The sequence below is a fragment of the Inquilinus sp. OTU3971 genome (assembly GCF_038440215.1).
The window spans coordinates 77715-92598 of the sequence record NZ_JASATH010000006.1 but is presented as its reverse complement, the minus strand read 5'-3'; the positions used below and the strand labels follow the sequence as shown (position 1 = coordinate 92598).

The window sequence follows — 14884 nt, the reverse complement described above, 5'->3', positions numbered from 1 at the left end:
CGCGGGCCCCCCCCCAGACCCCTCCCCCTGCCCCCCTCCCGCAAGGGGAGGGGGGACTAAAAAGGAACGGCTTCAGCTATTTTGAAAAGGTCTCGCAAGCGGGAGAGGCAATGCGGAGCGCTGAAGGGTAAAGCCTCAGCTCTCCCAATCCGAGTTCGGGATCACCTCGGTGAAGTCGACGCGCCGGTAGCTCGGGTCCGTCCGGGCCAGCACGTCGGCCTTCACATTGCCGAAGGTGGTCTGCGGCTTGCGGATGGTGCCGTGGGCGAAGGCCTCGATGATGCCGTGACCACGCATCGGCAGAACGCGCAGCACCTGGCCGAGCTGTTCCCGCGACCGCGCCCAGCCCCGACCGCATGCGCATCGTCTTCACGAAGCGCCTCGGCGTCACCCCGGCCCAGTACCGCGCCAGCTTCCGGGTGCAGCAGGCGCCGGTCAGTGAAGGTCCCGCGTATAGACGAATTTCGGCATGCTCCAGTTGAACCGGAGCGCGAGGAGGCGGAGCGTCAGGCCGATGATCATGGCCGCCGCCGTGACCAGGTCGTGGCCGATGCCGGCGGACAGGCCGGCGACATAGACGCCGCCGGTCACCACCGACACGGTGGCGTAGAGTTCGCTGCGGAAAAGGAGCGGTATGTCGTTGCAGAGAACGTCCCGCAGGACGCCGCCGACGCAGCCGGTGATCATGCCCGAGGCGATGACGATCACGATCGGCAGGTCCAGCGCCATCGCGATATTGGCACCGATCACCGTGAACACGACGAGGCCGATCGCGTCCAGCAGCAGGAACAGCTTGTGCAGATGGTGCATGAAGCGGGCGGCGGGAATGGTCAGCAGGGCAGCACCACCGGTGAGCAGCAGATAGGACGGATGCTCCACCCAGGACAGCGGGTGGTGGTCGAGCAGGATGTCCCGCGTCGAGCCGCCGCCGAGCGCCGTGACGCATCCCAGCAGGCAGACGCCGACCCAGTCCATGCTGCGCCTCCCGGCCGCCAGCGCCGCCGTCATCGCTTCGGCGACGATGGCGATCAGATAGAGGGAATGCAGCAGCATTGGCGGATCCTCGCTCGTCCGGCAGGGACCATGTCAGGGCCTCAGGCCATGATCAAGCCGGCCTGGCCGGCCCGATGACCGTTCTGGCATATCGTCGACGCAGTACGTCGATGGAGCCCTTGGATGCCTGGTTTATCCCGTCCTGTGGCGATGAATTGCCCTCGGCGCAATCCGGTGGTTGAGCGGGACGGGCCGGGCCGGCCATGGTCGCGCTGATGCCGACCGATCCCATCCTCCTCGCCGTGCTGCTGGGCACCATCTTCGTGATCGCCTTCACCAAGGGCGGCTTCGGCGGCGGCTTCGCCATCCTCGGCATCCCGGCCCTGTCCTTCGTCATGCCGGCGGTGGATGCGGCGGCAGTGATTGCGCCCTTGGTGCTGCTGATGGATGTGTTCACCGTCTGGGCCTTCCCGCCGCGGACCTGGAGCCGGCCGAACCTGCGGGTCCTGGTGCTGCCGCTGTTGTGCGGCATCGCCCTCGGCGGGCTGACCTTCGCCCTGGTCGACCAAGCCTGGGTGACGCTGCTGATCGCGCTGGTCACCCTGGTCTTCGCCCTGCGCTGGTTCGCCCGCCGCCGGGCGGAGCAGCCGCGCGCCGCCCCCTCCGGCCGGCGGGCGGCGCTGTGGGGCACGCTGACCGGCTACACCACCTTCGTCGCCCATTCCGGCGGCCCGCCGCTGGCGATCTACCTGCTGCCGCAGCGGCTGGACAAGACCGTGTTCGCCGGCACCTCGGCGATCGTGTTCATGCTCTGCAACATCGCAAAGCAGGTGCCCTATCTCTATTTGGGCGTGCTGGAGCCGCGGAACCTCGCCGCCATCGCCGCCGCGGCGCCGGTGGTGCCGGTGGGGGTCTGGATCGGCCGCCGCTTCCACGACCGCATCGACGAGGCGCGGCTGTACCTCTGGTGCCATCTGCTGCTGGTGGCGATCGGGCTGAAGCTGCTGGCCGACGGGCTGCTCGGCGTGCTGTGAACGCGGACAACGCGGGCCCGCCGGCCTGACCCTACAGGTTCATGCCGGCCAACCCGATCCTCCCGTCCCGAAACGTCAGAGTCGTGAAGCTGACCACATCGTCATAGGCCAGATCTGCAGATCGCCTCAATATAGACCTGAAACGATCGACGGAATCGCTTTTGAAGAAGCCAAGATTTGTATCGATGAAAGTGTAAATTCCTCGTTCGCTGTCGATTATCGCACCGACGCTGTGCTTGGAATCGCCGAGGTCGAGATTGATCAGTTTATAGAGACATGAATTGTCACTTTGCGGATCGATTTCGGAAATGGAGCTCACAAACTCGGTTGTCTCGAAACCCCTGTCGGGGGATGTCAGCCCATGTTCGAGGCCGGCCTCCTCCAGCATCCCTCCCATGACGCCGTGGAAATCGGGGGCAGCCGTCTCCTGCAGCCTCGTCCCGATCCGGCCGCGGCGATAGCCCTCATAGGTCAACTGGTCGTTCATGACCGACGAGATGCCGGCCGGGGTCTTGATCCAATCGAAAAAGCCGGCGTCCGTTCCCTGTGCATGCATCCGCATATAGTGGCAGGTGAGTGCGGCGCAGACGCCTTCCTCCGTGAACGGAAAGCGGCTGACCTCCCGGCCCCGATCGCGTGCGGCCACCTTCAGATGCATCCACGGAAAATCTTCGGTCTGGTTGAAGTATCTGACCAGGATGTCGTGGTGTCGCTCAAAGCCGGATTCATCCAAGGCCTCGCCGGAATGATCTGCAGGCTCGTCCGTGCTCGTGCCGGGCGATCGATCCGAGGCATCGAGGGATGGCGCATTCGCCGCCCGGGCCGCGCGCCACCGACGTCCCGGATGGGACGGTCTTCGAGACGTGCCCACCCGGACCGGCCAGCATCCAGGCCTCGGGCGGGACGAGGGTGACCTTCTCGCACCAGTTGCGAAAATCTGCCGACAGCTTCAAGAGATTCTCCTCGATCGACACGTCTGCTTCACCTGAAACCGACCTCAGGAACCGGCCCTGGACGATCACGTCCCGCGGTCTTCGCCGCCGGGCTCATCGGTCATCGCCGCTTTGGATAGGTATCGGCGGGACCGTGCGGCTGCCAGAGCCGGCCGCATGCCTGATCGATATGAGGCCATGCGAACCCAGGTCACAGCGGGGCTGCATCGGATCTGCCGCCGCTGCGCCGATCTTGCGGTTCGTGTAAAGCTTCCCATCGAGGAGAATCAATGGACGACTCCAAGCTCACCACCCTGTCCGCCTGGATCATCGAGGCCGGGCTGATCGGCCTGTCGGAGACCGAACTGCTGGCCGGCTTCTGCGCCCGGGCCGTGTTCGCCGGCCTGCCGATCGCCAGCGGCCTGCTGGTGATCGACACGCTGCACCCGATCCATGAGGGCAACGCCGTGCGCTGGCGCCGCGGCGAGGACGAGGCCAGCTTCACCGGCTATGGCCGCACCACCGCCGGCGAGCGCGAGGAGAAGTGGCTGGCCAGCCCGTTCTTCCACCTGATCGACACCGGCGAGGAGTGGATGCGCCGGCGGGTGACGGCGGAGAGCTGCGCCGAGTTCCCGGCCGTGGCCACGGCGCGGGAGGAGGGGATGACCGACTATCTCGGCGTCCTGAACCGCTTCGAGCCCGAGGGCGCGATCGCCGATTGGGACGGGCTGTTCTCGGCCTGGACCACGGACCAGCCCGGCGGTTTCGGCGACGAGGAGATCGCCGGACTGCTCAAGGTCCTGCCCGCCCTGGCGATGGCGATCAAGGCGGCCACCCTGGCACGGATGGCCTCGACGCTGCTGGAGACCTATCTGGGCCGCGACGCCTGCGACTCCGTCTGGTCCGGACGGATCGCCCGCGGTGTCGCCGACCGCATCGACGCCGTGCTGTGGTTCAGCGACCTGCGCGGCTACACCCGGATCACCGACACCGCGCCGCCGGAACAGATCATCCCGCTGCTCAACGACTACGCCGACGCGGTGATCTCGGCGGTGCAGGAGGCGGGCGGCGACGTGCTGAAGCTGATCGGCGACGGCGTGCTGGCGATCTTCCGGCCGGAGGATGGCGCGGCCGAGGGCCGCGCCCGGGCCTGCCGCGCGGCGCTGGCGGCGGTGCGCGGCGCCCAGGCGGCGATCGCGGCGTTGAACCCGCAGCGCGAAGCGGCCGGCCAGCCGGTGACCGAGATCTATGCCGGGCTGCATATCGGCGAGGTGTTCTTCGGCAATATCGGCAGCGCCCGCCGGCTCGACTTCACCGTGGTCGGCCCGGCGGTGAACGAGACCAGCCGGATCGCCGAGATGTGCCGGTCGGCGGACCAGTCGCTGCTGGTCTCCTCCGCCTTCGCCGCGGCGGCGGGCGGGGCCGAGGCCGGGCTGGTCTGCGTCGGCCGCTACGCGCTGCGCGGCGTGCGCCTGCCGCAGGAGCTGTTCACGCTCGAGCCGGACGCGTCCTAGAGCCGCCAGACCCGCAAGCCGCGCATCCGGTCGCCATGGATCAGCACCGCCGACAGGCAGCCGGTGGCGAAGGCGCCGGTGTCGACATCGATGCGGTGAGGGTGGTCCAGGTCCAGCCGGTCGGCCGGGGTGTGGCCGTGGATCACCGCGACGCCCTCGGGGAAAGGGCCGGGCCAGTCCAGGAACGGGTCGCGGATCCACAGCAGGGTGCGGCGGTCCTGCTGCGCCAGCGGGCGCTGCGGGTCGATGCCGGCATGGACGAAGACCAGGTCGCCGATCCGGTGGGTGACCGGGCAGCCGCGCAGCCAGCCCAGGAGCTCGGGCCCGATCGCCGCCCGCACCCGGGCGCGCCAGTCGCCGTCGAGATCGGTGACGCCGCATTCGGCCAGCACCCGCTCGCCGCCATAGCTCAGCCAGAACTGGAGGGAGCTATGGTCGGTGGCGCCGTCCAGCAGTGCCAGCATGCGGTCGTCGTGATTGCCGAGAAGAGTGATCGTCTCGGCGCCCGCGACGCCCTGACGCGCCAGGGCCAGGGCGCGGAGGTTCTCCGGGCCGCGGTCGACCAGGTCGCCGAGATGGATCAGCGTGCAGCCGGTGCCGCCGGGCAGGGCCGCGAACTCCGCCGCCACCAGCCGGTGCATCGCCGCCAGGAGGTCGGCCTGGCCGTGCACGTCGCCGATCGCCGCCACCGCTCGGCCCGGCGGCAGCGGCCGGATCGCCGGGCGCCAGGGATCGCGGCGCGGGTCGAGATGGCGCGGCAGCCGGTCGAGGTCCTCCGGCTTCATGGCGTTGCGCCTCGGTTCGATCGAATCATGGGGCCCATCATAACAACGCCGCGCCGGGGTTGCAGGATGCTGTGCGGCACTTAGGTAAGTCGTGCGGACGGCCGATTTCGCACCACCCCGAGTGTGGGAGGTCCCGCGACGCGCCGTGGCATGCGGCCCGGCGCGACCCGATCGACAGGCCGCCTCGAGGGGCGGCTCCATCGACAGGAGCACGCGATGAAGCTCAACACCGCACTGGTCGACCGGACGGTGACCCGGTTCGGGGCCCAGGCCTTGCCCGAGAACCACCCGGCCATGTCCCAGCTCAGCACCATGTTCGGCGAGCACACCTTCCTCCTCGACGGCGACGGCCTCTACATCCTCGAGGCGGTCGAGATCCCTCCGGCCGGGGCTCCGGCGGGACAGGTGATCAAGCTGGCCAGCTGGGCGGATGCCGAGCGGACGACGCTGGCGCCGCACGAGCCCGAGCCGACCGATGTCGTCATCGAGCTCGGGCCGATCGATCCCGACAAGGACGCCTGAGGCGAACCGGGCGGCCGAGCGAAGGTCCGGCCGCCCGTGTCCTCCGCGGCCCGCCATCGGCGGTGCCGCGCTGCCGGCAGACCAATGGCTCGCTGACCCTGCGCGGCGGGGACTGACGGAGAGCTTCCCCACCGATAACCCCCAATCGGGGGATTGCCGCAACCGCTTCGACCCGGCGATTGTGATGACGGCGCACCGTCCCTGGGGAGAGCCATCATGTCCGCTGCGTCCGGCCGGCAGGCCCCGGTCACACCCGAGCACATCATGCAGCTTGGGTTCGGCTTCTGGGCCTCGAAGACGCTGTTGAGCGCCGTCGAGCTGGGCGTGTTCACCGTGCTGGCCGGCGGCCCACTCGACGCCGAGGCGTTGCGGGTCAAGCTCGGTCTGCATCCACGCAGCGCGCGCGACTTCTTCGACGCGCTGGTGGCGCTGCGTGTCCTGGACCGGACCGACGGCGCCTACGCCAACACCGCCGAGGCCGATCTCTATCTCGACCGCGGCAAGCCGTCCTATGTCGGCGGCATCCTGGAGATGGCCAATGGACGGCTCTACCCCTTCTGGGGGAACCTGACCGAGGCGCTGCGCACGGGCCGGCCACAGAACGAGGCCAAGGCGGGCGGCGACTTCTTCAGCGCGATCTATGCCAGCCCCGAGGGCCTCTCCGGCTTCCTCAACGCCATGACCGGCGTCAGCTTGCCGGTGGCGCGCGCGCTCGCCGCCCGTTTCCCCTGGGCCGGGGTCCGCAGCGTCATCGACATCGGCGCCGCAGCCGGGTCGATGCCGGTCGAGCTCGCCCTCGCCCATCCGCATCTCGAGGCGGGCGGCTTCGACCTGCCGCCGGTGCGACCGGTGTTCGAGGCCTATGTGGCACAGCGCGGCCTGGCCGGCCGGGTGCGTTTCCACGAGGGCGACTTCATGCGCGGGCCGATGCCCTCGGCCGAGGTGCTGGTGATGGGCCACATCCTCCACGACTGGGACCTGGAGGAGAAGCGGATGCTGGTGGCCAAGGCCCATGCGGTGCTGCCGCAGGGCGGGGCGCTGATCGTCTATGACCGGATGATCGACGACGACCGGCGGGAGAACGCGGCCGGCCTGCTGATGAGCCTGAACATGCTGATCGAGACGCCGGGAGGCTTCGACTATACCGGCGCCGACTGCGTCGGCTGGCTGCGAGAGGCGGGCTTCGCCTCGGTCCGGCAGGAGCCCCTGGTCGGCCCCTATTCGATGGTGGTCGGGATCAAGTAGCCGCAGGGTGCCCATGGCCGGCGGGGCTGTGGCAGGATCGGTCCCGGAGATTCGAGGAGGGACCGATGACCGACCATGCCGCCCGCACCGCCGAACTGGAGGCCGAGGAAGCGCGGCTGGCCTTCGACCGCTTCGATTTCGCCGAGGCCTGGGCGATCGGCCGCACGCTGGTCGAGAGCGCGCCGGCGCCGGTCGCGATCCGCATCCAGGTCGGCGACCGGGTGCTGTTCGCCGCTTCGCTCGACGGCACCGCGGCCGACAACCAGGTCTGGCTCGACCTGAAATCCGCCGCCGTCCGCCAGTTCGGCCGCAGCACGCTGTGGCTGCACCACCGGCTCAAGGCACGCGGCCGGACCTTGGCCGAGAGCCCGTCGGTCCGCACGCCGATGATCGACCATGGCGGCGGCTTCCCGATCCGCATCGGCGCCCAGGTGGTCGGGTTCATCGGCGTCTCCGGCCTGCCGCACGAGGACGACCACCGGCTGATCACCAGCGCGATCGAGACGTACAAGGCGGGCCGATCGTAGGATTCAGACGCCGTCGGGCAGGAGCCGCGGCACCGCCTCCAGGATGGTGACGGGCGAGGCGGTCGCGACCGTCCGCGTCAACGCGAACCCCGCCCCGGCCAGCAGCCGGCCGAACTCCGCCTCGGTCCTCTCGCGGGCCGTGCCGAACATGGCCATCATCTGCATGTCGGTCAGGTATTCGGTCGGCCGTCCCCGTGACGGGTCGGGCTCGATCAGGCCCTCGACCACAAGCAGCCGCGCGTCCGCCCCCATGGCCGAGCGGCACGACCGGAGGATCCGCGCCGCATCCTCGTCCGGCCAGTCGTGCAGCACGCGGACCAGCAGGTAGAGGTCGGCACCGGCCGGCACGGCGTCGAAGAAGCTCCCGCCGCGCGGCGTGATCCGGCCGTCGGCCAGCGCCTCGGGCGGGATGGCGGCGACCACGTCGGCCCGGTCGAAGACGATGCCCTGCGCGGCCGGATGGAGCGCCAGGATGCGGCGGAGGGTCTGGCCGTTGCCGCCGCCGATATCGGCGATCAGGCGGACATTCGTGAAATCATAGGCGGCGGCGATGGCGCCGTGGCGGTCGTCCGGGAAGTTCGCCATGAACGCGTCGAAGATCCGGGCCTCGTCGGGATTGGTCCGCAGATAGTCGAAGCGGCTCGTCCCCCAGGCCGCCTCGTGCGGGTTCCGGCCGTGCATGGCGACGTCGAGGGCTTCCCAGGCCCGCCAGGACCCGGCGGCCGTCCAGAAGCGCGCCGAAGGATGCAGGCTGTTTGGCGCATCGCTGCGCAGCAGCAGGGACCGCGGCGTGTGCGCGGCCATGCCGTCGGCATCGACGCGGAAGATGCCAAAGGCGGCGAGGGCACGCATCGCCCGCAGCAGCGGCTCCGCCAGGACGCCGCTCGCCGCCGCCAGTTCGGCGACGCTGGAGGTGGCCTCCGGCGCGATCCGGTCGGCGATGCCGAGATCGGCCACGAGCCGGATCGTCCGCGAGACCTGGAAGCCTCGGATCAGCAGATCCAACGCCAGTCTGTCGTCATCAGGACCAGCCATGCCTTTCGTGGCCCTCCAGCCGCAAGCGTGACGCGACGAACCGGCACAGGATACGGCAACCGGGCCGCCGGCTCCACCGTGGGTTGGCCGGCGGCCGAGCGAACGGTCAGGCCAGAAGCCCGCCGAAGACGATCTTCTTGAAGGCGAGGAGCGGGGCGTCGCTCTTCTCGACGCGCATCCGCAGCAGCGCGCCCTCCCAGCTGTTCATGACGAAGCCGGCCAGCAGCGCCGCGGGGAATCGGCCGTTCACCGACCCTTCGGCCTGCGCTTCGGCGATGCACGTCTCGATCAGGTCCGTCCAGGCGGCGAAATGCCCGGCCAGACGCTCGCGGATCAGGTCGCTGTGGTCCGCGGCCTCGGCGCTGAAATTCCCCATCAGGCAGCCACGGACGTGGTCGGACGCCCTGAACGCGTCGATGCGGTCGTCGAAATAGGCCTCCAGCCGCGCCAGTGGCGGCCGGGCGGGGTCGGTCAGGATGTCGCGCAGCTTCGTCTGCCCGCGCTCGGAATAGGCGTCGATCACCTCCGCCCCGAACGCCTCCTTGCTGGCGAAGTGGTTGTAGAAGGAGCCCTTGGGGACGCCGGCCTCCTCGACGATCGCCTGGATCCCCGTCGCCGCATACCCCTCTGCATGGATGATCCCCAGGCCCGCCTGCACCAGGGTGGCGCGGGTGCCTGGCTTCGGCTTCGGGCCCCGCCGGGCCGCCGGGCGAGATGTCATCTCAATCCTCCTTGACGAACTCAAGACGACTGGTCATATCAAATTTATCGGCTCTTCCGGAATGGCCGTCAAGGAAAGGGATGCAGCCATGACCACCGAACCCGCCCTGCGCTGGGATGTGCTGACGATCAAGCGTCCCGGCCTCAGCCGCGACCTGCCGCCGGGCCAGGAGGAACTGGCCTGGGTCGCGAACTCCTCGGTGCTGATTCAGGGTGCGCGCGACGCCGTCCTGGTGGACACCTTCCTCACCGCCGCCCAGTCGCAGACCCTGCTGGACTGGGTCGTCGCCAGCGGCAAGACCCTCACCGCGATTTACGTCACCCATGCGCATGGCGACCATTTCTTCGGCCTCGCGCCGCTGCTGGACCGGTTTCCGGATGCTCGGGCCGTGGCGACGCCCGCGGTGGTCCGAGCGATGCAGGCGCATCTGGCGCCCGCCAGTGTCGACGGCTTCTGGCGCCGGCTCTTCCCCGGCGAGATTCTCGACCGACTCCTGGTCGCCGAACCGCTGCAGGGCGACGCACTGGAGCTGGAGGGGCACCGGCTCGTCGCGGTGGATGCAGGACGGACCGACACGGCGGTCTCGACCTGCCTCCACGTCCCGTCGGCCGGGCTGCTGGTCGGCGGCGACGCGGTCTACAACGGCATCCACCCCTATCTCGGCGAGACCGACGCGCGGAGCCGGCTGGAATGGATCGCCACGCTCGACCGGCTCGAGGCGCTGGCGGCGAGGACGGTGATCGCCGCGCACAAGGTGCCGGGGGCCGAGGACCATCCCCGCGTCATCAGCGAGACGCGGCAGTATCTCCGCGACTTCAACCGCCTGGAGGCCTCGACCTCGAACGCGCGCGAGCTCTACGACGCCATGCTCGGACTTCATCCCGGCCGCGCCAATCCGGGCTCGCTCTGGGGCGCGGCGAAGGCTGCCAAGCCGCTGGTCTAGGCCGTCCAGTCCAAACCCCGAACGCAGAAGGGATCGATCATGCAGAGCAGGCTCCTCGCAGCCGCCGTCGCCCTGGCGCTCATAACGGTCGCGGCACCGGCCGCCGCGGCCGGGCCCCGGGGCCCGCTGGATGCCCGGACCCTGGCGGCGGTCGGGTCGCGCTTCGGCCAGTTGATGGAGGCGGCGAACCGGCACGACCTCGCGGCCCTGGGAGCGATGTATTGGCAATCTCCCTCGACCCTCCTGGTCGCCAAGAGCGCCGTGCCCTCCGAGGGCAACTGGGCGGGCTACTGGGGCAACGAGGCGATCGAGCGGAAGCTGCACGACATCGCCGCGTCCGGGCCGGTGGTGCTGGAGCCCGACCTGTCGAAGCTGAAGGTCGTCGGTCTGACCCGCGAGGTCGCGGAATCCTATGCCCCGGTGACGATCACCGTGTCCTATGCCGGCCAGGACGGCACGCCCAGGCCGTTTCTGATCATCGTCGACTGGATCCGGTCCGGCCGGGACTGGAAGATCGCGTCGGAGATCATCCTGCCGGTACCGTCGGCGCCGGCGGTGAAATCCTAGCCGTTCCGTTCCCGCCACAGCGCCGTTGCCCGCTCCAGGTGGCGGGCATGGGCGGCGTCGCCGCTGTCGCCGGCGATCACCGCCAGCGCCACGGCGGCGGTGCCGACCACCGTGGCCTCGGCCGCGGGGTCCTCGGCGGCGCCGGTCCAGACCGCGTGGAAATGCTCCAGGTCGTGGCGGGCCAGCCGCTCGCCGCGGCCTTCGCCGACGATCGGCGGCACCGTCTCGTCCAGCGCCTCGCCGGCCACCAGCCGCTGCAGCGATAGGGCCTTCAAGGGCGTGCGCTCGGCCTCGCCGCCGGCGCCCTTGACCACGCAGAGGTCGCTCTGGCCCAGCAGGCGCGCGGTGTCGCGGTGCAGGTCCTGATAGGCCGGGTGGAACACGCCGACGAAGCTGGCCGTGGCTCCGAACGGGTTCAGCAGCCGGGCGGCGGAGTTGACCGGGCTGCGCAGGCCCAGCACCGGCCGCAGCTCCATCAGCTCGGTCAGGGTGCGGCTGACCGCGCGCAGCGGCAGATAGGCGAAGCGGGTGGCGTCGAGCGTCCGGGCCGCCTCGGCCGGGGTCTCGGGCACCGGCAGGCCCAGCGCCCGCACCGCATCCTCGGTCTCGATGCCCTCGGTGACCCGGACATTGATGCCGTGCATCAGCACCGGATGGCCGGCCTGGGCGACCAGCAGGGCCGACAGCAGGAACCAGGGCGCGCCGCGGGTCTTGCCGGCGGCATAGGACGGCCAGTCCAGCGCCGGCCGGGTCGCCGGGGCGGCGGTGACCACGGCGCGGCCGGCGCGGATCATGCCGGCCAGCTCCGCCGCCGTCTCGCCGCGATAGCGCTCCAGCAGCAGGAAGGCGCCGACCTGCATCGGGTCGGCCTCACCGGCCAGGATGATGCCGAAGGCGTCCTGCGCCTCGGCCTCGGTCAGCGGCCGCGACCGGCCGGGGCCGCGGCCGATCGCCGCCAGATGCGCCGCCATGCGCTGCCGCGGCGGCGAGTCCAGGGTGGCGGTCACGGTTTCGACGTCGCTGGCCATGTGCTCTCTCGCCTGTCGGATCGAGAATGGTTAGCGCGGGCCGCCCGGCCCGTCGAGCGTCGCCGGGGTCGCGGGCGTCCAGGTCGCAATGATTGTATGGCTGGCGGCCTTGTAGGAAGATCTGCGCAGAAGGCCAAGAACCGGAACGGATTGGGGATCGGGATGGGGCTGAAGCAGACGGCGGGCCGATGACGCGGACGATCGGAGCGTTCGACACCGTCATCGTCGGCGCCGGCTCGGCCGGCTGCGTGCTGGCCAACCGCCTGTCGGCCGACCCGAAGGCCTCGGTGCTGCTGCTGGAGGCCGGGGGCAAGCCCAGCACCATCTGGGTCCATATCCCGGTCGGCTATCTCTACACCCATGGCAATCCCAGCCTCGACTGGTGCTTCAAGACCGAGCACGAGGCGGGCCTGGGCGGCCGGGCGATCAACTATCCGCGCGGCAAGGTGCTGGGCGGCTGCTCCGCCATCAACGGCATGATCTACATGCGCGGCCAGGCGCGCGACTACGACCAGTGGCGGCAGCTCGGCAATGCCGGCTGGGGCTGGGACGACGTGCTGCCCCATTTCATCAGATCCGAGGACCATTGGCAGGGGCGCTCGGCCTTCCACGGCGCCGGCGGCGAATGGCGGGTCGAGCCGCAGCGCCTGTCCTGGAAGATCCTCGATGCCTTCCGCCAGGCCGCGGCCGAGGCCGGCATCCCGCCGACCGAGGATTTCAACATCGGTGACAACGAGGGTTGCGGTTATTTCCAGGTGAACCAGCGCCGCGGCATCCGCTGGACCACGGCCAAGGGGTTCCTCAACCCGGCGCTGAAGCGGCCCAACCTGGCGGTCGAGACCCATGCCCAGGTGCTGAGGCTGCATCTCGAGGGCAAGCGCGTCGCCGGCGTGGTGTTCCGCCGGCCGGACGGCACCGAGGCCTATGCCGCGGCGGGCGAGGTGGTGCTGGCGGCCGGTGCCGTCGGCTCCCCCGCCATCCTGCAGCATTCCGGCATCGGCCCGGCCGACCTGCTGGCCGCGCATGACGTGCAGCCGGTGCACGATCTGCCGGGGGTGGGCGAGAACCTGCAGGACCATCTGCAGCTGCGCCTGGTCTACAAGGTCAAGGGCGTGCCGACCCTGAACGAGCGGGCGAACCGGCTGCTCGGCCGCATCGGCATGGGCATCGAATACGCGCTGTTCCGCAGCGGCCCGCTCAGCATGGCGCCGAGCCAGCTCGGCGCCTTCGCCCGCAGCGATCCGGCCCAGGAGACGGCCAATCTCGAATACCATGTCCAGCCGCTCAGCCTCGACCGGTTCGGCGAGCCGCTGCACAGCTACCCGGCCTTCACCGCCTCGGTCTGCAACCTGCGGCCTCACAGCCGCGGTTCAATCCGGATCAAGAGCCCGGACCCGACCGCGTCGCCGGCGATCCGGCCGAACTACCTGTCGGAGGAGGCGGACCGCCGGGTCGCGGCCGACGCCATCCGGCTGACCCGGCGGATCGCCGCCGCGCCCGCCCTGGCCCGCTACGCGCCGGAGGAGCTGCGGCCGGGCCCGGCGCTGCAGGACGAGGCCGATCTGATGCGGGCGGCGGGCGACATCGCCACCACCATCTTCCACCCGGTTGGCACCTGCAAGATGGGCCGGGACCCGCTGGCCGTGGTCGATGAGCGGCTGCGGGTGCGCGGGCTGACGGGGCTGCGCATCGCCGACGCCTCGATCATGCCGACCATCACCTCGGGCAACACCAACGCGCCCACCATCATGATCGCCGAGAAGGCCTCGGCGATGATCCTGGAGGATCGACAGTTGGCGCAACCCTGAGTCCCGCTTCGGCGCGAGGAGGCCCCATGGAGTTCCAGGATCGTCATGTCGTGATCACCGGCGGCACCGGCGCGCTCGGCGCGGCGGTGGTCGGGCTGCTGCTCGAGGCCGGCGCCACCTGCCACGTCCCGGTCCGCGACCTGAAGGATTCGCGCCGCTTCGCCCATCGCGGCCATGACCGGGTGGTGCTGTCGCCGGTGCCCGATCTGGCCGACGAGGCGGCGGTGACGGGCTTCTACGGGGCGCTGCCCGGACTCTGGGCCTCGATCCATGTCGCCGGCGGCTTCGCCATGGCGCCGATCGGCGACACCGACAAGGCGATACTGCAGGGGCAGCTCGACACCAATCTCGTCAGCGCCTTCCTGTGCTGCCGCGCCGCCGTCGCGGCGATCGGGCAAGGCGGCGGCCGCATCGTCAACATCGCGGCCCGGCCGGCGCTGGAATGGCGCCAGGGCGCCGGCATGACCGCCTACACCGCGTCCAAGGCGGCGCTGGCGGCCCTGACCGTGGCCCTGGCGCAGGAGGTGGCGGGGCAGGGCATCCTGGTGAACGCGGTGGCGCCCTCGATCATGGACACGCCGGCCAACCGCGCCGCCATGCCCAAGGCCGACCACGCCGCCTGGCCGAAGGTAGAGGAGGTGGCGGCGACCATCCTGCATCTGGCCTCGCCGAAGAATCAGGTCGGCCGCGGCGCGATCGTGCCGGTATACGGCAAGGCGTGAGCGGGCCGGTCTCGCCCAGGATTCTGGCCACGGTCGACCTGCTGGCCCCGTGGCCGGAAGAGAGGCTGCTGGAGATCGGCTGCGGCACCGGCCAGGCGATCCAGGCGGTGACCGCCCGCGCGCCGACCGCGACCGTTGTCGCCATCGACCGCTCCGAGACCGCCGTGGCGCGGGCGCGGACCGTCAACGCGGCGGCGATCGCGGCCGGGCGGGTGAGCATCGCCAGGGGCGACATCGAGCACGGGCCGGTCGAGCCGGGCGGCTTCGACCGGGTGTTCGCGATTCGGGTGAACAGCTTCTGGACCCGTCCCGGCCTGGCCCTGCCGCATGTCGCCCGCAGCCTGCGCCCAGGCGGGGAGATCTGGATCATTTACGACGCGCCGACGGCCCGGATCGTCGAGACGATCCGGGCGTCACTCGCGGCCTTTGGTCTCCAGGCCGTCCGGACCGAAACGGTGCCGGGCGTGCTCGCGATCATCGGGGCGAAGCCAGGCCCGGCGAGCTAGAG

Annotated in this window: 17 protein-coding genes; 10 read left to right on the top strand and 7 right to left on the bottom strand. The window is 70.3% G+C overall.

The genetic code is table 11. The features are described from left to right. Nucleotides 1-135 precede the first annotated feature (135 nt). Both AAHM41_RS03070 and AAHM41_RS03065 read right to left on the bottom strand, forming a co-directional pair. A complete protein-coding gene (locus tag AAHM41_RS03070) occupies nucleotides 136-315 on the bottom strand; it encodes a hypothetical protein (RefSeq protein ID WP_342235035.1) in 180 nt (59 codons plus the stop codon). A gap of 120 nt (nucleotides 316-435) precedes the next feature. Further along, nucleotides 436-1053 (bottom strand): trimeric intracellular cation channel family protein, encoded by a 618-nt coding sequence (locus tag AAHM41_RS03065; protein ID WP_342235034.1) that lies wholly within the window; start codon nucleotides 1051-1053, stop codon nucleotides 436-438. Nucleotides 1054-1268: 215 nt separating this feature from the next. Between AAHM41_RS03065 and AAHM41_RS03060 the strand changes: the two genes are divergently transcribed. Continuing rightward, nucleotides 1269-2027 (top strand): sulfite exporter TauE/SafE family protein, encoded by a 759-nt coding sequence (locus AAHM41_RS03060; protein WP_342235033.1) that lies wholly within the window; start codon nucleotides 1269-1271, stop codon nucleotides 2025-2027. A gap of 31 nt (nucleotides 2028-2058) precedes the next feature. On the opposite strand, the gene AAHM41_RS03055 is transcribed toward AAHM41_RS03060, so the two are convergent. Further along, nucleotides 2059-2760, bottom strand: coding sequence for a YopT-type cysteine protease domain-containing protein (locus AAHM41_RS03055; RefSeq protein ID WP_342235032.1), 702 nt, complete (start codon nucleotides 2758-2760; stop codon nucleotides 2059-2061). Between the two features lie 489 nt (nucleotides 2761-3249). On the opposite strand from AAHM41_RS03055, the gene AAHM41_RS03050 reads away from it, so the two are divergent. Next, a complete protein-coding gene (locus AAHM41_RS03050) occupies nucleotides 3250-4473 on the top strand; it encodes an adenylate/guanylate cyclase domain-containing protein (RefSeq protein WP_342235031.1) in 1224 nt (407 codons plus the stop codon). On the opposite strand, the gene AAHM41_RS03045 is transcribed toward AAHM41_RS03050, so the two are convergent. Beyond that, nucleotides 4470-5258, bottom strand: coding sequence for a metallophosphoesterase (locus AAHM41_RS03045; protein WP_342235030.1), 789 nt, complete (start codon nucleotides 5256-5258; stop codon nucleotides 4470-4472). The two genes, AAHM41_RS03050 and AAHM41_RS03045, sit on opposite strands and share 4 nt — an antisense overlap. Nucleotides 5259-5474: 216 nt before the next feature. Here AAHM41_RS03045 and AAHM41_RS03040 point away from each other — a divergent pair, with 216 nt between their 5' ends. The 3 genes from AAHM41_RS03040 to AAHM41_RS03030 all read left to right on the top strand — a co-directional run bounded on the left by AAHM41_RS03040 (nucleotide 5475) and on the right by AAHM41_RS03030 (nucleotide 7552). Continuing rightward, nucleotides 5475-5780 carry a hypothetical protein gene (locus AAHM41_RS03040; RefSeq protein ID WP_342235029.1) on the top strand — a complete coding sequence of 102 codons (306 nt, stop codon included), beginning with the start codon at nucleotides 5475-5477 and terminating at the stop codon, nucleotides 5778-5780. A gap of 216 nt (nucleotides 5781-5996) precedes the next feature. Further along, complete coding sequence (locus AAHM41_RS03035) at nucleotides 5997-7025, top strand: methyltransferase (protein WP_342235028.1); 1029 nt, start codon at nucleotides 5997-5999, stop codon at nucleotides 7023-7025. Between the two features lie 65 nt (nucleotides 7026-7090). After that, on the top strand, nucleotides 7091-7552 hold the full coding sequence (locus AAHM41_RS03030; RefSeq protein WP_342235027.1) for a heme-binding protein: 462 nt from the start codon (nucleotides 7091-7093) through the stop codon (nucleotides 7550-7552). A 3-nt stretch (nucleotides 7553-7555) separates the two neighbouring features. Here AAHM41_RS03030 and AAHM41_RS03025 read toward each other — a convergent pair whose 3' ends face one another. Continuing rightward, on the bottom strand, nucleotides 7556-8587 hold the full coding sequence (locus tag AAHM41_RS03025; RefSeq protein WP_342235026.1) for a methyltransferase: 1032 nt from the start codon (nucleotides 8585-8587) through the stop codon (nucleotides 7556-7558). A gap of 106 nt (nucleotides 8588-8693) precedes the next feature. Continuing rightward, complete coding sequence (locus AAHM41_RS03020; protein ID WP_342235025.1) at nucleotides 8694-9308, bottom strand: TetR/AcrR family transcriptional regulator; 615 nt, start codon at nucleotides 9306-9308, stop codon at nucleotides 8694-8696. An 88-nt stretch (nucleotides 9309-9396) separates the two neighbouring features. Between AAHM41_RS03020 and AAHM41_RS03015 the strand changes: the two genes are divergently transcribed. Both AAHM41_RS03015 and AAHM41_RS03010 read left to right on the top strand, forming a co-directional pair. Next, nucleotides 9397-10251 carry an MBL fold metallo-hydrolase gene (locus AAHM41_RS03015; protein WP_342235024.1) on the top strand — a complete coding sequence of 285 codons (855 nt, stop codon included), beginning with the start codon at nucleotides 9397-9399 and terminating at the stop codon, nucleotides 10249-10251. A 39-nt stretch (nucleotides 10252-10290) separates the two neighbouring features. Next, nucleotides 10291-10818 carry a hypothetical protein gene (locus tag AAHM41_RS03010; RefSeq protein WP_342235023.1) on the top strand — a complete coding sequence of 176 codons (528 nt, stop codon included), beginning with the start codon at nucleotides 10291-10293 and terminating at the stop codon, nucleotides 10816-10818. Here AAHM41_RS03010 and AAHM41_RS03005 read toward each other — a convergent pair. After that, nucleotides 10815-11846 carry a glycosyl transferase family protein gene (locus AAHM41_RS03005; protein ID WP_342235022.1) on the bottom strand — a complete coding sequence of 344 codons (1032 nt, stop codon included), beginning with the start codon at nucleotides 11844-11846 and terminating at the stop codon, nucleotides 10815-10817. The genes AAHM41_RS03010 and AAHM41_RS03005 overlap by 4 nt on opposite strands. 188 nt (nucleotides 11847-12034) lie before the next feature. Between AAHM41_RS03005 and AAHM41_RS03000 the strand changes: the two genes are divergently transcribed. Genes AAHM41_RS03000 through AAHM41_RS02990 form a run of 3 tightly spaced genes read left to right on the top strand, consistent with a single transcriptional unit; the run spans nucleotide 12035 to nucleotide 14882 of the window. Then, the gene (locus AAHM41_RS03000; protein ID WP_342235021.1) at nucleotides 12035-13654 is read left to right on the top strand and encodes a GMC family oxidoreductase; all 1620 of its coding nucleotides are present in this window, start codon (nucleotides 12035-12037) and stop codon (nucleotides 13652-13654) included. Between the two features lie 26 nt (nucleotides 13655-13680). Beyond that, complete coding sequence (locus tag AAHM41_RS02995; RefSeq protein ID WP_342235020.1) at nucleotides 13681-14376, top strand: SDR family NAD(P)-dependent oxidoreductase; 696 nt, start codon at nucleotides 13681-13683, stop codon at nucleotides 14374-14376. Beyond that, the gene (locus tag AAHM41_RS02990; RefSeq protein WP_342235019.1) at nucleotides 14373-14882 is read left to right on the top strand and encodes a class I SAM-dependent methyltransferase; all 510 of its coding nucleotides are present in this window, start codon (nucleotides 14373-14375) and stop codon (nucleotides 14880-14882) included. Before AAHM41_RS02995 ends, AAHM41_RS02990 begins: the two co-directional genes overlap by 4 nt. Nucleotides 14883-14884: the final 2 nt, after the last annotated feature.